Genomic DNA, 19,480 nt, shown 5'->3' with positions numbered 1-19,480 from the left:
TTACCCCATTTGTCTATTCGTAGAGCGCTTCACGCAGGCGGGTGGACATCGATGAAGATTGTCCCTTCAAAATCACCCGGCGCAGCGCCTTGTTGCTTCGGTTCATTTCCGCCAGCTCATCCAGCATCTCTGTCAGCAAGCTTAACGTTCCGGGTGACAGCTCCCCGTTTTCTTGCAGAGCAGCTATCTTCTCTTTGTAACCTTCCATTTTGTCCGTCAACTGTAAGCCTTCTTTCTGTAAACGTTCTTCTGAATAAATACACATAACCGCGATCATTATAACATTCTTTAACCATTACCCGAAATGATTTCACTGGCTACATTTACTGAGAATATGCTACTCTAATAAAGTCGCATTTTTAAAGATGAGGATTCATCAGGCTGATTAACGAAAGGATAGATGGACGTGGCACAGTTGTTTTTCAAGTATGGAGCAATGAACAGCGGCAAATCCATTGAGATACTCAAGGTTGCGCATAATTACGAGGAGCAGGGGAAGTCGGTGCTCATTTTCACTCCATCCCTTGACGACCGGGACGAAGTCGGATATATCTCCTCCCGAATCGGGCTGCGCAAGCAAGCCATCGCGATCGACGAGAATACGGATATATACAGCATTGTCAGCAGCAATTTGCCCAAACCTCATTGTGTGCTGATCGACGAATGCCAATTTTTGACCAAGGATTGTATCCTCCAGCTGGTGCGGATTGTCGACGAGCTGAACATACCAGTCATGGCTTTTGGGCTTAAAAATGATTTTCAAAACAATCTGTTCGAAGGCAGTAAATATATGCTGATCTATGCAGACAAAATCGAAGAAATGAAAACGATCTGCTGGTTCTGTGAACGCAAGGCCACGATGGCGCTGCGCGTCGAGAACGGCAAGCCTGTATACAGTGGTAAACAAATTCAGATCGGCGGCAATGAAGCCTACTACCCGGTATGCCGCAAATGCCACAAGAATCCGCCGCTCTAAAAAAACGTAAAAGCACACACTCTGCTGCAATGGCCGACCTTCGCATAGAGTGTGTGCTTTTTGTATGGAGAGCGGAAGCCTTACGTTAATGGATTGCATGTGCTGCACGGTACTCATCTTCCTTGCGGACATAGAGATCATGCTGAACGGAGGCTTTGCCGCCATATTGGGCGCGCTGGACCGTAGCCTGCATTCCTCCATTGATTTTGGAGCGATGGGGAATGCCTGCCGCAGTAAGGCGGCCTTTGGCTCTGAAATATTGAGCTTGATCAAACGTCGTGAACACCAGCGTGCGTTCTCTTGGAATGAAGAAATGCAGTATACCTTTGAATAAACCCACCCGCTGCTTCCTCCTCCCTTTCACACTGTCTTCCTTGCATCTTATACCTTACTTCAAGTAGCGTTCGTTCAGAACATTCAGATGATGCAGCTCATGTCCAATGATGACACAAGCTATTGCTCTGACGGAAATCGGATGATTACTGGCTGTCCCTATCCGGGTCCAGGCTTCCTCAGGCAGACTCTCCAGCAGGGCAATGGTAGACTTGCGAACCAACTTATAGTGCTGCACCATTTCACTCAGCGTGAACCGGTCAAACTCTCCTGCCGCCGCATAATCATTCTCCTCATACCCCGGCAGTGGAGCCTTTTCTCCTCTTGCAATGGCGAGCAGACGGTAGGACATGATGCGGTCATTGTCAGTCAGATGCCCCAGCAGCTGCTTGACACTCCATTTCCCTTCCGCATAGCGGTAGCTCCCCTGCTCCTCACTCAGCCCATCCAGCAGTTCACACATCAGGCTGGATTGCTCTCTTAGAATTTCCACAAGATCCCCTTCAGGAGGCACCAATGCAATGTATCGGGCCGGAAATTCGCTGTACTCCTTTTGTTCAGGACGCTGATTCATAAATAACCCTCTCTCATAAAGAAATATTTACCGAAAAGTGTCAAATGCTGTTGTTGTATTTTAGTCCATTATGTATAATATTTGCAAGAATAGAAGTTGAGTGAACCTGATCTTCGGGAGTGTAAGCATGCTGGAATTTGTGCAGTATATTGTGTTTTCGACGTTAGAAACTTATGCCATGTTCTATTTAGCACTTAGGACTTTTAAAATTGATATTTTCAACAAAGAGATTATTTTCTCGAGTTTGATAATGGCATTCTTTTCTTTCGTCTTAAGAGATGAGTATAACCTCATTGAATTGGATGTGCTGTTGCAATTCGTTTTGTTAACCTGCTTTTTGTGGCTTTTATTAAGGATTCATCTATTTTATGCCACGATTATAACGGGAATTACCTACCAGGCTTATTCCTTTATCCAGACCATGTGCTTTTTTATTATGGAACAATTAGGCGTGTTCTCACTTAAATCACCTTACTCTATGAATATTATGACTTTTGTACTACAAATTATATCGGCTCTAACTGCTATTTCAGCTGCAATTTATATTGGTAAAAAGCGCTTGGGTTTTGATTTCGTCCCCGATAAGCAGGAGGGCAAAGTCCAAATTCATACACGCGATAAAATTCTTTTTGCACTGAATATCCCATCTGTCGCGATCGTGATGTCCACAATGTATTTCATTCAGAATCTATCAAGATTTTTCATTTTAGTTCCAGTTACATATGCTCTAATCTTATATACTTATTTGCATCTATCCTACCAAAAGGACCGGAGCAGCTATGAACACTTTAGCCAATAAAATGGCAGTTGCCATCAAACGCGCAAATCCCGAACAGACACACTCAATAGAAATCATGCAATATTCTTTGAGTATTCTGCTTAACACCCTTTTCAGCTTTACTGTCTCTCTCATGATTGGCTGGTTTACAGACAAATTAGTAGAAACCTTAATCTTTTTTTTCAGTTTTGCGATTCTCCGGATGTGCTCAGGCGGTTTTCATCTCAAAACGGCGCTTGCTTGCAATAGTGTATCTATCTTCATCTGTGCAACACTTCCTCACCTGACAGGATTCTCAGATCAAACACTTATAGCTATTAACTGTTTTAATTTTCTAACCATGCTAATCTTTGCACCTAATCCTGATGTTAACGTCAATATTTCGGCAACCTCTGCACCACTGCTTAAAGTCATCTCTGTTCTGCTTGTAGGGTGCAATTTTTTTATTGGATCTGAGGTAATTGGGTTGGCTTTTCTTACGCAATCCCTTACTATTATCACTTTTAAGAGGAGGAGATTGGATGAAAAAGACTTTAGCTAAACATGCATCTGCATCACTTGCACGAATGTCTGTGTTGTTCGTTGCTATTTTGAAACCACTGATTCACAGTCCAGAAGCACCTAAAGAATTGCGGAAGTAATTTACAAGGATGGGGAGAACATGCGGGTCTTGTTAAACGACGGGTCCTCCCGGGATATCCGGGAAGAAGATATATTGTATTTCTCCAGCTATAAGAATACAATATTCGTCCATACGAAAGAAGGCGAGTTTGTTCTCCCTACCACACTTTCCGATCTCTTGGCTGCTTATAAGGGCAAAGGCTTCGAGCGTCTTGACCGCAGCAATGTAGTTAGTCTAAGTAATATTGAAAGTTATGATTCGGAACGTAAGATTGTTACGTTTCAAGAGGGAGAACAATTCGCTACAGTATCAGAACCAAATGAAACAAGGCTCAAACGATTTTTGGCCTCACGGAAAGATACCTCTGAATCATAAGAATCATAACATCAGCCTATAAAAAGCATCATTAACCATCCCGACAACCTCTGGTTTCGAGATGGTTTTTTATTTCCACCGAAAAAATTAAATATTATCCCATATGATGCATCAGTTGTAAAGGCCAATTCACAGGGCGAATGACAGGAGACGGGTTACCTTCCAAATGGTACCATTTAAATAGATTCGCAGTATTTTCTCAATCTACCAAAATAACCGATGGAGGAATCTAATGGATTATTATTTTCATCCTTCTCCGCGCCCCTCATCCCTGGAACTATTATCTGACGAACAACTGTTGAATATCTACGAATTGGCGGTAGAGGCAAAAGCCTCGCCTGATTTCATTGAGATCATCGAAACTGTTCTGACCGGGAGAAACATGGGTGACTTTGACCGTTCCGAAGATTGACCGTTAATTTTTCAGCACTCCTACATATATCTTATGAACACATGATGTATGATCTGCAACAGACAGCAAAGAAGCCAGCCTCACTATTCAGTGGAGCTGGCTTCTTTATGAGATACATGGCAAAAGACTACTCGATGAACTCCGTTTTGAAGACGTTCTCCAGCTTGCCGCCCAGTCTTTTTTTCAGGGGAACCTTAATATCCCGGCCCAGCTCCTTGAAAAAAGTATCCACATCACACTTCACGTTCTGTGCCATGGCTATAACCGTTCCGTCACTCACAATATTCTGGTTCACTTCAAGAGGAACATCTACTTCAATGTCATACTTCTTGGTCAATGTTTTGATATATCTGGCAAAGATCTCAAGCAGCTCTTCATTGTTGAAATTCTCAATCGCGGCTTTTCCCTTGCTGGTAAATTTCATATTAACTCTCATTAGGATTTCCCCTTTTCTGTCATACCATTTTTTGTTGGTTGCTATATGGTTCAAGATGAATAGATGGCTGCAAGAAAGGGCAACATTATTCATTATTGAAAACGGATGAGGTCAGCTGTTATTTGAAGGCTCCGTTAACCTGCTGCACTTTAAATTGAGTAAATTCCTTAAGGGCTTGAATGACCTGATCCTGCTCGTCTTCCTTCAGCTCATAGATACATTCCCGAAGCCACTCTCCGAACATGTACGCCTGTCTGCCTTTACGGGGCTGCTTGCGCAGGGAGTCCAGACTGCCTTCAAATTTATCATTCAGTACATCGTTAAGATTATACTTCTCAATTTTTTCTATTACCATTCCTGCCCCATATTCCGTTTCATAAACGATCACCTCGTTTGAGTCGAACGATACATAGGAGGTTTCCTTGCCTTCCTTCGCCCGGAATTCCTTCAGCTTGTTGAAAGCTGTCTCATAGATGTAATCCTGCGACTGATTGTGCTGCGGGTGCTTATATCCCTGCTTGAGGGTCTTGATATATTCAAGGTCAGGCATATAATCCGCCAGATGGTACATCCGGTTCTTGAGATCTGCTCCGAGCGCCTCAATAATCTTATCCAGATTATCTTTTAGCGGAATACTTTCGCCTCGTTCAATCTTGCTGAGCTGGGAGTAGCTGATACCGCTCTTCTCCTCCAGCCCTCTTAAGGTCAACCCACGGGTTTTTCTGAAGTGCCGGATGAAGTTCCCCAGCTCATCGGGATAGTTATCGAAATCGTTCATAGGAGTCACCTCTACCTATATCATAACACAACATAACACTTTGTGTTTCATTATAACAATTAATACCTGAAAAACTTTGGCTGTAGAAGCCGGTTTTACTTATTTTCCCTTGTCCTATTACCGATATAGCTTTTAAATGGTAAATAATTCTTTCATTTAGGAGGAAATCCTCGTGGCATCGATCTCATCTATATCTAATAACACCAGTCCTATTCAAAATACCAGCCATCAAGCCATTTCCAATTCCAGAGACAAAGAAATTCAAGGCCTGATCGACCAGAAATCCAGACTCAACGAGCAAATTGAAGCCGTAAAATCCAATGAGAACATGGATAAAAAACTAAAGCAGGAACGGGTACAGGCCCTGAAAACATCCATACAGGAAATTGATGCACAGATCGCCCAGATTAAAGCCGAGGAAATGCAGGAAAAGATAGAGAACAGCAAGCCCAATAAAACCGAAACTAAAAAGCCTGAAACGGACTCCGCAATGGATATTACCGCTGAATCCATGCATGTCCTACTGCAGAATCATACCACTTATGACCGTCTAGGCATGCTGGTGGGCCTTAGCAAGAAGGTGGAAGGTGAAATCAAGCCTTTGGAGGGTGAGGTAAAGCTGGAGGAAGTCCGATTATCCAATAACCCAACCCATGATGCCGGAAGAGCTTCTATGCTGGAAAATGCGGAACGCACAGTCCTTCAAGCCAAAAGAGACAGGGTGCAGGATATCAAATCCACTGTTCGCGGCATAGACAGCAAGATTGGAGATGTAGTATCCGAACTGAAAGACAACGACAAAACGGCAGAAACAAGAAAAGAGCTCCCCAGATCGCTTTTACATCCCGAAGGTGCAGAGAAGGACGATCACGACCATTCCTCGGCTAGCCAAAAGAAAACCAGCACCGCTGAGGCCACTGGCGTATCAGGTCAGGCAAACGACAAATCCTCTGGTTCACCTTCGATTGATGTTCGGGTTTAGGATTTCAAGAACAGGAGAATATACATAAAATAGCTTCTACATCAAATAACCGCTGCGGCACTTTGGACATCATTTCCTGTGCTTTAGCGGTTGTTTTATTCTCAGAGCAACGGCATCACTTCCACTACAAACTTCTCTTCTGCTGTTCTTACCTCAAACAATTCGTCAAACCCCTCAGAATGAGAAGGCTTCTGTAATTTACCCATAGTACTCTTAATTCCGATCTCCGGCACCTTTTCTTTACCCAGTCTCTTCTCATTTCTCGCGAGAGATAGCTCATATTCAGGCTCGAAGTAATAACCTACGACTTTAAATTTATGCTTTTTAGCCAGTTCAATATATTTGCGCCTGTCCGCAGGGGTTGGATTTGTATTATCCACTACGAATGGCTGTACCGCTGTGAGCGAAGCCGTCAGGAACAGGTCTTCCCGATGTCTAGTCTTCAGCATGTCCAGGTTAATTCGCATATGTGTTTTCAAGAAGTTCTGCTGATAAAACGTCGTCTTCCCAGAGGCTTGAATTCCGATAAAAATCACACATTCCATCCTATTCACCCTTTTTCAACTTCACTATAGTTGTAATTGTGCCTTTTTCCAAATCTCCGCCGTTTTTGGATCCATTTCCTCTAGGCGTTTAAATACAGTCGGATTATTTTTAAATCTATCTAATAGCTGAAAATACTGGAAATCATAGGATTTTGACTGCAGGTCACTCCAAAGTTTTGCTGCAGATGGATCATCCTGATTAAAAATTAAATATTCAACCCAATTGGTTTTTCTTTGTTCGTTAGAAATCATCGACAATAAATTAATGTATACATTTTTTGCAGTTGTACCACCGACTTTTATGTATGGTTTACAAATTACAGGGAGGAGATCCGGATATGTGTCTCCAAGGTCAAAAGCTAGACTGATCGTTTTAGCTCTTACTCCTATGTTTGGTTCAGTAGGTATAATTTTCGTGATGAAGTCGATAGCAGCTTTCCCGTATTTATCTCTAAACAAATCTAATATAGTACTTCTAACTATAAAATTTTTATTCACTTCCATTTCTTTACCAAGTAAAGGGAGCTGTTCCACATTTGCAACAGACACAATTATCCGATAAGCTGCCTGACTCTTAGGTGAATTTGACTTAGCTTGAGGTTCAGTTTCGTTCATGAATAGAATAAAGTTTTTCATTAAATATTTCGAAAAAAAGTCTATTGCACTAGTTTCGGAAGCTTTAGAGCTGGGAGCAGATTCTGCTAATGCATGTAAGAGCAGTTTGCGGTCTAAATTCAAAAGGTAATTTAGATTTTTCGCATCTGTTTGATTTAATGTTTTTGGATTTTTTTTATAAAGACTAGATATACGAGTATCTACATCTTTTTGAAATACGGAAGTGATTTTAACATTTCCAGACCAAGCTGAAGCAGAATTGAAAGAATTAAGCATTGAAAGTAACATGGAAACAAACAATATGATAATTATTTTTTTGCCTAAAATTCTCATTGGTATTTTCCCCCTTGTATTATTACGATTTCCAATATGTTAGAAAAATCATTTAATTCTATATTCAACCCATTCTCGATTAATCGGATCTTGAATAAACAAACTCAAACCATTATCGTTATCTACTTTGAATATTTCTAAGCCACTTTCAGTTCCATCATCCGAATCCGTTTGCTCATTTGTTGAAACAAGAGAATCACCGATGGAGACATTTGTTTTGTAAAAATCGTACTTTTTACCCTCAAAATTTATCCAAGATGCGGGGTCATCTCCCTTTGGAGTGTTTTGAGTAGAGTTGTTTGAACAACCAATCAAGAAAAGAAGGACAATATTGAAAATGGCCAATTTACTTTTCATTGATTTCACCTCAGGTTTATTGTGCCATAGGATAAATATAGCCTATAGCACAATAATTTTTAGTTCACAGTAGTTCCGACCAAAGCTTATGAGTACTCAACTCATCATGGTGGGTAGAATGCCATGTAGTAGAGTACAATGTATCATAATTCATTATACAGATTGGTTTTGGCGCTGTTGGATCATAGCCCAACCCATAATTATGAGAAACTTCATGTTGCACAGCATGAGCCGTTCCAGTGATTGGGCGTTGACCAAACTATAACCTGCATAGAATGGTTTGTTGTCGTATTCATAAGCTGTTTCTGCTGAACCATTGCAGCTTTTTAACTCTGCTGACATCCGCGTTTACGAAGAAACTGCTGATAAGCAAACCACAATTGAAGCAATCGAAGCCTTGTTGCAAACAAGAAATACAGATTAAGTTCCCCATGGTATACCGAATTTTATATGACATGATAGGCACCTTTGACAAAGTAAATAAAAGAATCACTTCACACAATGACTGAGCTGCTTCTTTTCTAGCTCTTCTGTCCACTACAATGGGTTCGTATGCCTTAGTAGAACAAACTCCCACCAAACCATCCTTCAACGCCTCCAAACAGCTTCAACAGCGTCTCCCACGACTCCGTAAAATTCGAATTTTATAATTCTATTCTTCCAATAAATCGTTATCTTTTATATTTTTCTCCTTTTTCCAATCTTCCATAAGTTCTGATCTATCAATTGCCACATCAAGAGATGCGAATTCTAGTTCGATAATATCCTCTAGTAATAACCCGCAAACTGAACACTCAAACGAGGCAGGATTAAACTTCAAATATTCAAGAATCATTATCTTAGAGTTATCCCACAAGTCTTCAATTAGTTCTTCTTCCTGAAGAAATACAGTTTCACCATGTAAAATAGCTTTAGATTTACAAATCGGACATGTTTCTTGGATTTTATTCCATTCGTCACTAAATATTGAGTTGTTTTGAGCATCTAAGCCAGTTGATTTTGTTTTATTTTTTGCATCTCCGATTTTTTTTTCATACTCTTCTACTCTACTTTTCTTGTATTCCTCCATAAACTTCATTTCGAAATTGTCTTTACCTAAAATTTGATCGAAATACATTTTAATCTCACAACAGAAATCATGAACTTTAATTGTGGTATATACAATTCGATCTAATTGATGTTTGTAATATTTAGGCAAATATGTATGAACGCTATTATTCCTAATATCAGAAATATTATCTAAATAGCCCGAAAACTCTTTTTTCCTTTCTGGATACAGCTTATAGAAGCGTGTAATCGCTTCATTAAATTCTATACTTTTAGGTTTCTTAAAAGAAGTTAGTTCACTCGCAAAATTATATGCTTTTACTTTATCAGGATAAGTAAGAGCCATCGCAATTTCATCTGGTAATCCTGAGTATAGAAAAATAAATGCTTCTTGTGCAATTATAGCCTTAAGCATCAATTCTATAGATATGCACAGGTTTCCAATAATTACTTGCTCGTTCTTTTTTCTACCAAATAAATACAGAGACGTTTCATCCTCTAAATAATCCTTATATAACCTTATACCTACCGAATAGTACTCGTATGCACTCTTTTTAAGTTCTTCTTGAATTTCCTCTACTACTATACTTAACTGCTCACGATACTTTTGATTTCCTTCGTTTTCAAGTGGAGTATAATCAAATTCCATTTTTATATTACCATCCCTTATCTTTACTACATAATCTTCTTCACGTACTTCTCAGCCTTGTAATCCTTCCGAATCTCGTTCAGCATGCCGTGATTCGCTTCTAACCAGGACTCCAGTATCATCCTTGGCTCTCCCTCTATGATGTCACGCAGTGTGACGAGGTCATCTCTTCTGAACGCCTCAATGACTTCCATCAAGTCAGTTCGATCTAGCAGCTTGACATGGTTGATGCCAGCCAGCGTTTCACAAGGCTCCGTGAACTTGGCTGTAGCGATCACAATGGCTCTCTTAGCTTTGTAGTACCGTGCATGAGTAGACCTCCTGTACAGCGCTGATGCCCACTGGATTGCCAACATGATACCGCTTTGCTTGCACAACATTCCTTACACCTTCACGATCAGTGAACACGACATAATTATGGAGGCTTCTGGAAAAACTTTTACCATCTCCGCTGAAACCATGGCACATGAAGCATTCAAATCTTCTTCTATCTCTTTTTGAACATCTTCAGCTAATTGTTTTATGTTATCTAAAAGTTGCACAACCTTAGAATTATCCTTTTTGGTACTTTTCTTGATAGCTTCAGTTAAAATCTCAAGTATTTTCTTCTCTAATGAGAGAGGATCATCTAAGGGTGAAATTTTCAATGGAGTAGGAATTCTCTTTGTTAATATACTATCAATCCCACCAAGCCCTCCTTTTTCAAATTCTTTGGGTTTCAGGATTGAATGCATACTTCTCACCTTTCGTGTTAGGAGAAGCCCACTGGTACTGTGCCTTAATACAGTTTTTGTATCCTAGAGTTTCATCATCATGTATCCACTTTTCCGCAAGTTCTTCTTTAGTCACATTTACAAAAACCCCAGTTATCTTTGGCTTTTTACTTTCATCTTCATTATGGAAATCTCTGAGACTCAAAGCTGCCCCTGTTGATGCAAAAGCTTCATATGCTGACAAGATAGTTGTTTTCCCTACATTGTTTTTACCAGTAAGTACAATAATATCGTCAATTTTCACTCTAACCTCTGTTGAACCAATGCCACGATAGTTTTCAATTACTAACTCAGCCAATTTCATTGAATCATCCTCCATATTATTAGGGAATCCAATATTCAGTAAAAAATTCTAAAAACATAGCTCTTGAGAACTACATCCAGTAAAATCATACCATATCTTCCTTGGAAATAAATCAATTTATTGGATTTTTCGACATAAAAAAAGACAACCATCTTCGGTTGCCCATTAATTTACTTAAGAAAAACAGTATTTAGCTGAGAGAGTTTTTCGTCATTTTCAATAATTTAAAATTCTCATTATTTCCATACTAGTTCCTCTCCAGCAATATTTAAGCCCCAATACTCTTCCTGACGCTTTTCTCTACTGATATTCTTTAAAATACTGGCTATATGATGTATATAACTTGGTTTTAGAAAATCATGATATATAGCACCTATCATTTCCATTCCAATTTCTATATTAAATCCATCCTTTGATAACACGAACATGGTTGTATTGTAGTCAGAAGGAAACAACTTGCTCCCCTTATAGAAGGTCCCTCTGCTACTGTTAAGCTCATTATTCTCTTTGAACTGTATTCTTCGAACTTTCCACCCAAAGCTTTCAAATGACTTCTTTAGAGCTGTAAAATCGATAAAACTTTCAAGTATAATTTCACCAGAGAGTAATTGAATCACATCATTTTCATGAAACGGGAAAACAGAGTATGGAACTTTGTTTCTGAAGACTTCAGCATTTTTCATAAAGTATGTGTCTACATTCGAAAAATATGTTTTATCCGTTGTCTTCTTAAACGGCACTGATAACTGCTTATTTAATCTTGGAGTATGTATGGCTCTAACAAACATCACATCATCAATATGCCTTTCACAAAATCCACTTTCATTTATCTGACATCGTTTAATAACCTCTTGAACAGTTTCTAAATAAGTCTCAACCGGAAACACTGCTCTACCAAGATTAACGTTTGAGCTGCCAACAGTTATTTGACCGTTGCGGATTACACTATTTAATTCCACAATTTTAGCTCCTTGATTAGAAAGCTCCCCACCTTTTTTTAATATTCGTAAGTATTCATCATAAGTCCATATTTTCTTCCCTGATCTCTTTAATTCGACGATGTGTGGAAACCCATTGGATTCCAAAACGGTTAGGTCACCAATACGCAATATATTAGTAATATCATGGATAAGTACATTCTTTCCTTCCATACTAATATTAGCAGCAACTAAATCCTCATTTGAAATGGCAGAACCTATATAACCTGAAGATTTATTCTGTGATAGAAATCTCATTAGCGGTCTGTTAAAGCCTAAGACCCTCCATGCGTACCCATCCGCTATGTCTTTTATTATTTCTCTCAACCTCTGAATATACAGAACTTTCAAATCGTATTTCGTACTTCCGCTCTTAAGTTGTTCACCTATAGCTGTTTCTAACTCAGTGAGGGTTCTTAAAATTGCAATCTGCAAAGAAACACCATGAACAGTCGAACGTTGAAAACGACTTGATCTACTGATTTTAAGTATTTTTAGAAGATAGGACTTCCAATTTTTATAGTAGTTACTTGTAACAAAGGCATAGACATTCGGTAGCTTTTCCTCTTTTTTTGTCATTTATTCATCTACTTCCTTATGATCAGTTTGACTCATTCCACTTGTCTAAAACCTTTGTTTTCTATCTAGCCAGTTGTGGTTAACTGAGAAATCTCTATAAGTTAAATAACGATATGGAGTATGACACATGAAGCTGATTAACAAAAGCAACCAAAAAGATAAGAGGAATCTATTGACTTCCTTTATGCTGATTCATCAACCTCTCCATTTTCCTCCTAGACAGCATTTTTTCCATTTCCTTTACAATCGGTATTCAATCAATTGTAACGCCCTAGAGGAAATCTTCCACCAGGGTATTTACAGAATGAAGAACCAATTATACTTCTTTCTCCACTTTTATATACAAATATTGTTTTCTTATGTTTACAACAACGAAAATACTTGATCTTGAACTCAAATTCTCTGAAGTAGGTCTATCTATCCATATCTATGATTTGGAGGTAGTGGAAATTTTCCACTAGGCAGCACGCTCAATGAATTTGTCAGATCGCGGTAGAACATAAAATGGTATATTTTTGTATTAAAGAGCAATTTCTGACATTTACGTACCCCGGGTCTAGGAAAAACCGCATCCTCTATATACTTCCATGTTCAATCCCTATAAAGACTCTCTCTAGCACTTCACTTGCCTCACTAGTCCAGTTCGATAAGCAGCTACCATTCTATTGTATTTACTTGTTTAATCACTTTGTATTCTTCATCCACAAGCACAATCTTAGCTACCTTATAGTCTTTATCAATCGTTTTATCATTGAAGAAACTCAAAAGACCGCCAACATAATTAATCGCTTTCTTATCATCCCTTTTTGATACTACTATAAAGACCTTTCCATACTCATTGATTACAGCACCGCTAGCTGATACTGAATCAAACCATGTAGTCTTGAATGTCCCCCCAAAGTTCTCGTACATATATTTGTCAACTTTATCTTTTATTATTTTTTCTTGATCAGTATGCTTTCCATCACTTCGTAGTTCTTTGAATGGATCTTTTTTTGCTGTTGTTTGTTGATCCTCGTTCAGAGTGCCCACTCCATTCAACCCGCTCCCTACAAGAATACCTAAAACTACGACAAATACTCCTATGACCACTTTTGTAGAAACCTTCATTTCTTCCACCTCAGCTAAATGATATTAAAATTACTACTGCTTCTGAATTATAAAATTAGGTTTATTTTCTCTATATTGATAATACCATTCTTCATTAACAGATTTGTGCCATTTATTGATAATTCCACTTTCATCTCCCCTCTTTTACCGTATCAAAATAAATATAAAATTATTTTGACATATACCATTTGGAAATATCCTTGCGGTGTTTCTTTTGGCACAGTTATAGCATCAGTTAATCATATCCATTCCCCTTAAGCATTCATATGTCATTCTGTTAGAGGCGTTAATCAACGTCATTAGTTTTAAATTTGATGCGGCAACTACTGTGTATTTACCGCGCTCCCTTAAGTACTTGATGTAGTGTCTCATTCGTCCCGTTTGAATTTTCTTGACTTCTTCGATTTGAAATTCACTTTAAAGATACAGCATAAAAACTTTAATGTTTGTTCAAGAGAGTGTTTTACGTGACGAATTTTTGGATGAACAATAAAGCATAAAGTTGTCCAAATGAAATTGATGTCTGTCATAATAAAAAATACCGTTGTTCATTAGGTTTTGACAACCCAATAAACAACGGTATTATACACTTATCGTATAGAAGTTAGTTGGCTTCAAGCGGCTGATCTCAGATGTTTACCGCCAAAATTGTTCTGTCTGGATGCTGTTTCCAACCTTCTTAAATCCCTCACGTATCCTAATCCTTACCCTTTCAAGAAACCTTATGCTCAATGCGCAGCTTGTCGGCTACCATGGCAATAAATTCCGAGTTAGTCGGCTTGGATTTGGAGATATTAATGGTATAGCCGAACAGGTGGGAGATGCTGTCGATGTTGCCACGGGTCCAGGCCACTTCGATGGCGTGGCGGATGGCGCGCTCTACACGAGACGGCGTTGTCTTGAATTTTTCGGCTATTGCCGGGTACAAGGTCTTGGTGATTGCGCCCAGGATCTCAATGTTGTTATATACCATGGTAATGGCTTCACGCAGATACTGATAACCCTTGATATGCGCAGGTACGCCGATTTCATGAATAATCGAGGTAATGTTGGCATCCAGGTTCTTGCCCTTGGAGAGTGGCACCACGTTGCTTCCTCTGGAGCCTGAATAATTGGACATGCTGGATGAAGTGCTCATGCTGCCTTGTGTACCGGCGAGTTGACGCACACGGTTGGCGAGAACCTCCATATCGAATGGCTTCAGAATATAATAAGATGCGCCTAACTGCACAGCACGCTGAGTGATGTTCTCCTGACCGAAGGCGGTCAGCATAATGACCTTTGGTTCCGGCTTCAAATCCATATCGCGCAGGCGCTCCAGGACACCCAATCCGTCCAAATGAGGCATGATGATATCAAGAATAAGGACATCGGGAATTTTGCGTGCTTCGCTCAGCATTTGAAGTACTTCTTCCCCATTATAGGCGATGCCCGTCACGGTCATATCTTCTTGTTCCGTAATGTACTCGGCAAGCAAATTCGTAAACTCCCTGTTGTCATCGGCCAACAACACTTCAATGTTCTGCACTGGCTGCTTCCTCCTTATTTATATCTGTTATTCGAAAATAATCATTTATCTTCGCTCCCTTACAGTTTCGACATACTGATTCAATATCCTTCTGTCGAAAATTATTTTTCTTTATTTTTTTTTAGAGTTGGATTATAATTAATTATTTTATTTCATGGTTCGATCTTGTTCGCTGGTCTTCGACAAAAAAATCTTAAGGCTAAACCGCCTTAAGATTGTAGGGAAAAGTATGTTCTTGCAGGGCCGCACCGGAATCCTGAAGCATCCATTCGATAAAACAGCCATAGCCTGATTTGGGATCGTTGACAAATACATGGGTTACCGCACCGACTAAACGCCCATTCTGTACAATAGGACTGCCACTCATGCCTTGTACAATGCCGCCAGTCTTATCGATCAGACGGGGATCGGTAATACGAAGCACCATGCCTTTAGTCGCTGGAGTATCCTGACGTGCCACATGAATGATCTCTACATTAAATCGTTCCACCTGCTGTCCATCCACAACCGTCAGAATTTGCGCCGGACCTTCCTTCACCTCATCGCTCATAGCCACTGGAATCGGTTCCTCGTATAGGCTATGCTCCGGATTACGGGTCATTTTACCGAAGATTCCGAAATCCGTATTACTCTCCACATTCCCAAGGACCTGACTCTCCTTAAGAAAATGTGCCCGTTTCTCACCTGGATCGCCATCCTGGCTCTTGGAAATAGAGGTCACGCTGGATTGCACAATGTGTCCGCTGCCAACGACAATGGGGGTCCCGGTGTTCATGTCGGTAATAACATGGCCCAGTGCACCATACACTCCCTGCTCCGGCGCATAAAAGGTCAAGGTCCCGACACCCGCCGCAGAATCGCGGATATAGAGGCCTAGGCGCCAAACCTTGTCATTGCGGTCATACGCCGGTGTCAGCTTAGCTGTATGCTCTTTGCCGGCACGTTTGTACACAATGGTAAGGGGCTGATGAGATTTGCCTGCATGCTCCACCAGCTTAGAAACCTTGGACACCTCGTCCAGCTTCACCCCATTGATGGAGATCATCAAATCCCCGGGTAGTAAACCGCTGTTCTCTCCAGGGGAAAGTTTGGACTGCTTTGATACTTCAATTAAATGATGTCCTACAACAAGCACGCCTGCTGACTTTACTTTCACACCAATCGTTTGCCCCCCCGGGATCACCTTGAGATCACGGGTTTCCCCCAAAACGGTCTTGTCCGGCTGGGTATCCTGCGCTGCAGCATAGCTCTGATGAGATCCCGTTATGCCTGATAAGCTGAGAAAGAAGGCAAATAAAAGGCCGGGCATTAACTTCCTGAGGTTCGGCTTCAATGGCTGTCACGCTCCCTTTTGCTTCTTTCGCTTGACGAAAAAGGTGGTCGCCAATTGCGTACCTATAAGATAACCTTGCCCCCAGGCTTTTATTACTGTCAATCATTGTCCCGCTTACCCTACAGCCGCCTTACTGGCCTCAGCCAGACCGAGCATTTCCTGTGCGTGGTGCAAGGTTTTTTCGGTAATTTCCACACCGCCCAGCATTCGGGCCAGCTCCATGATCCGGCCTTCCAGAGGGAGCGATTCCACTTCGGTCATCGTGCGCCCGTCCTCGACCTTTTTGCGGATTAAGTACTGATGATCGGCCATGCAGGCCACCTGAGGCAGATGGGTAATGGAGAACACCTGACAGGTGGCTGAAAGCTTATACAGCTTGTCTGCAATCGACTGGGCAGCCCTTCCGCTGACTCCGGTGTCCACTTCGTCAAAAATGAGTACTGGGATCGCATCATGCCGGGCAAAAATACTCTTCATCGCCAGCATAATCCGCGACAGCTCACCGCCGGAAGCGATTTTGCCCAACGGGCGAAGCGGTTCGCCGGGATTCGGAGAGATCATGAACTCTGCACTGTCGATCCCTTGCCGGGTCAGCCGGTAGCGGCGGTCCTGATATTCCACACCGCGGGGGTCTTCCAGAATATCCATTTTAACCTGAAGCGAGGTCCGTTCCATCTGCAGGTCCTTTAGTTCACTTTCAACTTGGGTAGCCAAATCTGCTGCACACTGCCGGCGGGCATCACTGAGTGCTTCGGCTGCTTCCATTAGTGTGTTCAGGAGTCCGTTGCGCTTAACGGTCAGCTTCTCAATATATTCGTCCTTATTCTCCAACAAATCGGTCTCCCGGCTAATTTGTTCATAATAAGCCAGAATCTGCTCTACGCTGTCTCCATATTTGCGCCGAAGTCCGGAGATCTGATCCAACCGGTTCTCAATATCCTCGAGCCGTGCCGGGTTGAACTCAATATCCTCACGGTAATCCCGCAGCTGAAAGGCGGCATCCTCCAGCTGGTAATAGGAGGATTGAAGCTGGTCAAGCACACCCTTCAGACCCTTTTCATCGTATCGCACCGCATCCTCCAGCCGGGAAATCACATTACCGATGGATTCCAGCCCCTGCCTGTCATACAGCAGCTCGTATGCGCCTGATACGGAATCCATCATTTTCTCGCTGTGGGATAGTTTGACCCTTTCTTCCGCAAGTAATTCATCTTCCCCCGGTTTTAGTCCTGCGGAAGAAATTTCCTCCAGCTGAAAACGATATAAATCCAGCATCTGATAGGCCTTCTGGCTGGTTTCCTGCAACTCGCGGAGTTCTTTTTCCACCTTGGCAAAGGCGGTATATTTCTCTTGATAGTTGGCCTTGAGCGGTCCGATAACAGCTTCGCCGTAAGTATCCAGCAAGCCCAGATGGCGCTCCGCCTTCAGCAGATTCTGATGCTCATGCTGTCCGTGAATATTAACCAGCTGTTCACCGATTTCCCGTAGCATGCTGAGATTCACCATCTGCCCGTTGACACGCGAGGTGCTTTTGCCCTGAGAGGTAATCTCACGGCGGATAATCAAATGCTCCTCCGGGTCTGCCGTGATGCCAAGACGCTCCAGCGTCTCCCATACGGGATGCGAAGTAGGCAGGCTGAAGAGCGCTTCCATCTCGGCCTTGTCCGTGCCATAACGGATGGAATCGGCTGAGCCACGGCCTCCAACGACAAGCCCAAGCGCATCAATAATGATTGATTTCCCTGCACCGGTCTCCCCTGTAAGCACATGAAAACCGGGATAAAAATGCACATCCACCGCTTCAACAACGGCAAGATTACGGATCGACAATGTGTCTAACACAAATACAGCACCTCCGAAAAGATGATTGCGACATCTATGATTCTAGGATATATATCCCATGATTTGCGAAATTACGTCTTTGCTGTTCTCCGGCTGGCGGCAGATAATGAGAATCGTATCGTCACCGGAAATGGTGCCCATAATCTGCGGCCAATCAATATTATCGATCAGGGCTGCGACAGAGTTAGCCGTTCCCGGGAGACATTTCATCACCACAAGGTTTGCGGAGGAATCAATATGCACAAAATTGTCCACCAGCACACGCTTCAGCTTCTGTGTCGGGTTGTAGCGTTGATCTGTAGGCAGGGAATATTTATATCTCCCATCGTCCATAGGAACTTTTATCAGCAAAAGCTCCTTAATATCCCGCGACACCGTAGCCTGGGTAACCTGAAAACCGGCCTCGCGCAGTGCTTCCACTAAATCGTCCTGCGTCTCAATTTCCTGTTGTGTAATGATTTCACGTATCTTAATGTGCCTGTGACCCTTCATTATTGCCTCCCGTATGGTTAAGTTAACTTTCTAAGTGGATTCGCCGTCATCTTTGCCAAGCCTGATCTCATGAATCACGGAAGTGACGGTATTGACATATAGCACTCCGCTGCAGTCCGGATAAATCAGCAGGTACGGCAAAAGTGAATCCCGGAGGCTGCTTCCGGTAAAGTCGAGCGTTTTGCGCGGGCGGGATAGAATGACCAAATAGTAGGAGTCCTCTTCCTTACTCGCAACATAATCAATGAACAGTCTGCTGTACATGGATGCCCCGTCTACATTAAAAGACAGCGGAATCTTCAGTTTGCCTCCAATCACTTCGTAGCCCGCTGCTTCCAGCAAATCAATGGAAGGATGAGGCAAAATGACTTTATTCAACGGCAGCCTGTCCTTAATGAACGAACGCGGAGAGCTTTGCAGCCATATGTAAATCCGATAAATGATAAATATTGCGACTGCCAGTCCAATTAGCACCATTACGGCTTTATCAGAGCCCGCCAACTTCATCACCTCGGTGATTAATTCGCGTGAAGCCCGCTAAAATCCTGCTTTGACCGCCCAAATCGCGGCTGAAAGTGATTGTAGCAATTCCACATTAGGGGAAATATAAGGCTAGACTACCTTATTCCTCAGTATATTGCAAAAAAGCTTTAGTACAGCAAGTAGAAACGGCTACGCCGTCCTTTTAAGGATAGTAGCCGTTTCAGTGAAATATAAGGATAATTTATTG

At 41.7% G+C, this 19,480-nt stretch carries 25 protein-coding genes; 6 read left to right on the top strand and 19 right to left on the bottom strand.

What is annotated here, in order from left to right; translation table 11 throughout:
* Positions 1–13: 13 nt before the first annotated feature.
* Complete coding sequence (locus tag ACTJKB_RS09340) at positions 14–220, bottom strand: hypothetical protein (protein WP_440833453.1); 207 nt, start codon at positions 218–220, stop codon at positions 14–16.
* Positions 221–406: 186 nt separating this feature from the next.
* On the opposite strand from ACTJKB_RS09340, the gene ACTJKB_RS09335 reads away from it, so the two are divergent.
* Entirely contained in the window at positions 407–976 is a 570-nt protein-coding gene (locus tag ACTJKB_RS09335) for a thymidine kinase (protein ID WP_074085406.1), read from the top strand.
* Between the two features lie 85 nt (positions 977–1,061).
* Here the strand turns inward: ACTJKB_RS09335 and ACTJKB_RS09330 are convergent, their stop codons facing one another.
* The gene (locus ACTJKB_RS09330) at positions 1,062–1,316 is read right to left on the bottom strand and encodes a hypothetical protein (protein WP_440833451.1); all 255 of its coding nucleotides are present in this window, start codon (positions 1,314–1,316) and stop codon (positions 1,062–1,064) included.
* Between the two features lie 48 nt (positions 1,317–1,364).
* A complete protein-coding gene (locus tag ACTJKB_RS09325) occupies positions 1,365–1,883 on the bottom strand; it encodes a DinB family protein (RefSeq protein ID WP_440833450.1) in 519 nt (172 codons plus the stop codon).
* A 127-nt stretch (positions 1,884–2,010) separates the two neighbouring features.
* Here ACTJKB_RS09325 and ACTJKB_RS09320 point away from each other — a divergent pair, with 127 nt between their 5' ends.
* From ACTJKB_RS09320 to ACTJKB_RS09305, 4 genes are all read left to right on the top strand, one after another.
* The gene (locus tag ACTJKB_RS09320) at positions 2,011–2,682 is read left to right on the top strand and encodes a hypothetical protein (RefSeq protein ID WP_440833448.1); all 672 of its coding nucleotides are present in this window, start codon (positions 2,011–2,013) and stop codon (positions 2,680–2,682) included.
* 1 nt (position 2,683) lies between these two features.
* Positions 2,684–3,202, top strand: coding sequence for an accessory gene regulator ArgB-like protein (locus tag ACTJKB_RS09315; RefSeq protein WP_440833446.1), 519 nt, complete (start codon positions 2,684–2,686; stop codon positions 3,200–3,202).
* A gap of 120 nt (positions 3,203–3,322) precedes the next feature.
* Positions 3,323–3,658 (top strand): LytTR family DNA-binding domain-containing protein, encoded by a 336-nt coding sequence (locus ACTJKB_RS09310; RefSeq protein WP_440833444.1) that lies wholly within the window; start codon positions 3,323–3,325, stop codon positions 3,656–3,658.
* A gap of 232 nt (positions 3,659–3,890) precedes the next feature.
* The gene (locus ACTJKB_RS09305; protein ID WP_440833442.1) at positions 3,891–4,070 is read left to right on the top strand and encodes a sporulation histidine kinase inhibitor Sda; all 180 of its coding nucleotides are present in this window, start codon (positions 3,891–3,893) and stop codon (positions 4,068–4,070) included.
* A 127-nt stretch (positions 4,071–4,197) separates the two neighbouring features.
* On the opposite strand, the gene ACTJKB_RS09300 is transcribed toward ACTJKB_RS09305, so the two are convergent.
* Together ACTJKB_RS09300 and ACTJKB_RS09295 are read right to left on the bottom strand one after the other, a co-directional pair.
* A complete protein-coding gene (locus ACTJKB_RS09300; protein WP_074085269.1) occupies positions 4,198–4,506 on the bottom strand; it encodes a hypothetical protein in 309 nt (102 codons plus the stop codon).
* A 118-nt stretch (positions 4,507–4,624) separates the two neighbouring features.
* The gene (locus tag ACTJKB_RS09295) at positions 4,625–5,284 is read right to left on the bottom strand and encodes a helix-turn-helix domain-containing protein (protein WP_074085270.1); all 660 of its coding nucleotides are present in this window, start codon (positions 5,282–5,284) and stop codon (positions 4,625–4,627) included.
* 172 nt (positions 5,285–5,456) lie between these two features.
* On the opposite strand from ACTJKB_RS09295, the gene ACTJKB_RS09290 reads away from it, so the two are divergent.
* Entirely contained in the window at positions 5,457–6,266 is an 810-nt protein-coding gene (locus tag ACTJKB_RS09290; protein ID WP_440833440.1) for a FlxA-like family protein, read from the top strand.
* Between the two features lie 101 nt (positions 6,267–6,367).
* On the opposite strand, the gene ACTJKB_RS09285 is transcribed toward ACTJKB_RS09290, so the two are convergent.
* The 14 genes from ACTJKB_RS09285 to ACTJKB_RS09220 form a co-directional block, all read right to left on the bottom strand.
* Entirely contained in the window at positions 6,368–6,811 is a 444-nt protein-coding gene (locus ACTJKB_RS09285; RefSeq protein ID WP_440833438.1) for an AAA family ATPase, read from the bottom strand.
* 24 nt (positions 6,812–6,835) lie between these two features.
* Positions 6,836–7,759 carry a hypothetical protein gene (locus ACTJKB_RS09280; protein WP_440833437.1) on the bottom strand — a complete coding sequence of 308 codons (924 nt, stop codon included), beginning with the start codon at positions 7,757–7,759 and terminating at the stop codon, positions 6,836–6,838.
* Between the two features lie 48 nt (positions 7,760–7,807).
* On the bottom strand, positions 7,808–8,116 hold the full coding sequence (locus ACTJKB_RS09275; RefSeq protein ID WP_440833435.1) for a hypothetical protein: 309 nt from the start codon (positions 8,114–8,116) through the stop codon (positions 7,808–7,810).
* Between the two features lie 652 nt (positions 8,117–8,768).
* Positions 8,769–9,812, bottom strand: a complete 1,044-nt coding sequence (locus ACTJKB_RS09270; RefSeq protein ID WP_440833433.1) for a hypothetical protein — start codon at positions 9,810–9,812, stop codon at positions 8,769–8,771.
* 26 nt (positions 9,813–9,838) lie between these two features.
* Positions 9,839–10,192, bottom strand: coding sequence for a restriction endonuclease (locus ACTJKB_RS09265; protein ID WP_440833432.1), 354 nt, complete (start codon positions 10,190–10,192; stop codon positions 9,839–9,841).
* 3 nt (positions 10,193–10,195) lie between these two features.
* Entirely contained in the window at positions 10,196–10,546 is a 351-nt protein-coding gene (locus ACTJKB_RS09260) for a hypothetical protein (protein WP_440833430.1), read from the bottom strand.
* On the bottom strand, positions 10,515–10,889 hold the full coding sequence (locus ACTJKB_RS09255; RefSeq protein ID WP_440833428.1) for an AAA family ATPase: 375 nt from the start codon (positions 10,887–10,889) through the stop codon (positions 10,515–10,517). Before ACTJKB_RS09255 ends, ACTJKB_RS09260 begins: the two co-directional genes overlap by 32 nt.
* Before the next feature lie 236 nt (positions 10,890–11,125).
* Positions 11,126–12,445, bottom strand: coding sequence for a hypothetical protein (locus ACTJKB_RS09250; RefSeq protein ID WP_440833427.1), 1,320 nt, complete (start codon positions 12,443–12,445; stop codon positions 11,126–11,128).
* Positions 12,446–13,099: 654 nt separating this feature from the next.
* A complete protein-coding gene (locus ACTJKB_RS09245; protein WP_440833425.1) occupies positions 13,100–13,555 on the bottom strand; it encodes a hypothetical protein in 456 nt (151 codons plus the stop codon).
* A gap of 712 nt (positions 13,556–14,267) precedes the next feature.
* Positions 14,268–15,083 carry a sporulation transcription factor Spo0A gene (gene spo0A / locus ACTJKB_RS09240; protein ID WP_074085273.1) on the bottom strand — a complete coding sequence of 272 codons (816 nt, stop codon included), beginning with the start codon at positions 15,081–15,083 and terminating at the stop codon, positions 14,268–14,270.
* Positions 15,084–15,282: 199 nt separating this feature from the next.
* Positions 15,283–16,416, bottom strand: coding sequence for a SpoIVB peptidase (gene spoIVB / locus ACTJKB_RS09235; protein WP_440833424.1), 1,134 nt, complete (start codon positions 16,414–16,416; stop codon positions 15,283–15,285).
* Positions 16,417–16,530: 114 nt separating this feature from the next.
* The gene (gene recN, locus ACTJKB_RS09230; protein WP_440833422.1) at positions 16,531–18,258 is read right to left on the bottom strand and encodes a DNA repair protein RecN; all 1,728 of its coding nucleotides are present in this window, start codon (positions 18,256–18,258) and stop codon (positions 16,531–16,533) included.
* A gap of 42 nt (positions 18,259–18,300) precedes the next feature.
* Positions 18,301–18,750: a transcriptional regulator AhrC/ArgR gene (ahrC, locus tag ACTJKB_RS09225; RefSeq protein WP_440833421.1), complete on the bottom strand. Its 450-nt coding sequence runs from the start codon at positions 18,748–18,750 to the stop codon at positions 18,301–18,303.
* A gap of 30 nt (positions 18,751–18,780) precedes the next feature.
* On the bottom strand, positions 18,781–19,227 hold the full coding sequence (locus ACTJKB_RS09220) for a hypothetical protein (RefSeq protein WP_143186210.1): 447 nt from the start codon (positions 19,225–19,227) through the stop codon (positions 18,781–18,783).
* Positions 19,228–19,480: the final 253 nt, after the last annotated feature.

This window comes from Paenibacillus sp. 22594 (assembly GCF_052044425.1).
Lineage (GTDB): Bacteria > Bacillota > Bacilli > Paenibacillales > Paenibacillaceae > Paenibacillus_AQ.
Note: the sequence above shows the minus strand (reverse complement) of the source record. Positions and strands in the feature narration are given on the sequence as shown.